The sequence below is a fragment of the Streptomyces sp. NPDC059003 genome (genome assembly GCF_042740445.1).
Classification (GTDB): domain Bacteria; phylum Actinomycetota; class Actinomycetes; order Streptomycetales; family Streptomycetaceae; genus Streptomyces.
Genome location: NZ_JBHYJH010000430.1, coordinates 1 through 1,608, shown reverse-complemented (window position 1 = coordinate 1,608; position 1,608 = coordinate 1). Strand labels below are relative to the sequence as shown.

At 75.1% G+C, this 1,608-nt stretch carries 1 protein-coding gene; it reads right to left on the bottom strand.

The window, feature by feature from the left end:
- Nucleotides 1-53 precede the first annotated feature (53 nt).
- On the bottom strand, nt 54-1,442 hold the full coding sequence (locus ACFWZ5_RS46375; RefSeq protein ID WP_384806982.1) for an MFS transporter: 1,389 nt from the start codon (nt 1,440-1,442) through the stop codon (nt 54-56).
- Nucleotides 1,443-1,608: the final 166 nt, after the last annotated feature.

The window sequence follows — 1,608 nt, the reverse complement described above, 5'->3', positions numbered from 1 at the left end:
GGCGGCAGCCCCTGGTTCGGGAAGGGGCGGGCCTGGGGCGCCACCCGCGAGGGCTACGCCACCCGCACGCGCCGCCCCCCACCCCTCCGCGCCGCCCCCAACAGCCCCCGCACCGTCGGCACCCACCCCACGGCCACGATCCCCGCCGCCACCGACAGACCGAGCGTGCCGTTGAGGGGCAGCGCGATCCCGATCCCGCCCCCCACCACCCAGGCCATCTGCAACAGCGTCTCGGCGCGGGCGAACGCGGACGTGCGGACCTCCTCCGGCACGTCCCGCTGGATCACCGCGTCGAGCGACAGCTTCGACAGTGCCTGGGCGAAACCCGCGACCGCCGCGAGCCCCGCGACGGCCACCGCCCCGAAGAACAGCGCCGAACACACCGCGACCCCGAGCACCACGGCCACCACCGTCACGATGATGAGCTCCGGCGCCCGCGCCTTGAACCACGCCCCGACGGCCGTCCCGAGCGCGTTCCCCGTCCCCGCCGCGACCCCGACGATGCCGAGCGACACCGCCGCGCTCTGCCCGGCGAGCGGATGCTCCCGCAGCAGGAAGGCGAGGAAGAAGATGAGGAAGCCGGACAGGGCGCGCTGCGCGGCGTTGACGGCGAGTCCGTGCGTCACGGAGGGCCCGACGGTCCGCAGGCCGAGCCGCCCCCGGCGCGCCGGGTCCCGCCGGTCCCGGGCCCGCGCCAGATGCAGATGCTCCTCGTCGGCGGCGAGCAGCGCCTTCCGCTCGCCCTTCGCCGAGTCCACCTTGGGCGGCAGCGTGAACGACAGGAACGTGCCCGTCACGAACAGCACGAACGCCCCGTACAGCGGCCAGCGCGGCCCGAGCGCCTGCAGCCCGGCCCCGACCGGCGCCGCGACGCCCGTGGCGAGCAGCCCGCTGAGCGTCACCCGCGAGTTCGCCTTCACCAGGGAGAAGGCGGGCGGCAGCAGGCGCGGTACGACGGCGCTGCGCACGACGCCGTACGCCTTCGACGCCACGAGGACGCCGAGGGCCGCCGGGTACAGCTCCAGGCCGCCGGTCACCACTGCGCTCGCCAGCATCAGCGCGAGCAGCGCCCGCGCCAGCATCGCGCCCGCCATCGCCGCACGGCGGCCGTGCGGAAGCCGGTCCAGGAGCGGGCCGATGACGGGGGCGAGCAGCGTGAACGGGGCCATCGTGATCGCCAGGTACAGCGCGACGCGGCCGCGGGCCTCGTCCGTCGGCACCGAGAAGAACACCGTCGACGCGAGCGCGATGGTGATCATGACGTCGCCCGCGCCGTTCACCGCGTGCAGCTCGATCAGTTTGCCGAGGCCCGACTCGCCCGCGCCGTGCGCGTGCGTGGCCTTGCGGATGCCGCGGGCCGTGCCGGTGAACGGCAGGTGCAGGGCGCGGCCGAGCGTGCGGGCGACCCGCCCGTGAGACGACGACGCTTTGACGCCAGCCACCCAGTCATAGTGCCCCTTCCGGGCCCGGACTAGTGGTACCCGTCACTCCGCGCGGTGCGCCCCAGACCCGCCCCTTCCCGAACCAGGAGGGCTCCGCCCCCCTGGACCCCCCTTTTTTCGGCCCTGCGGGCCTCGTCCTCGAACGCCGGACGGGCTATGAATAGCC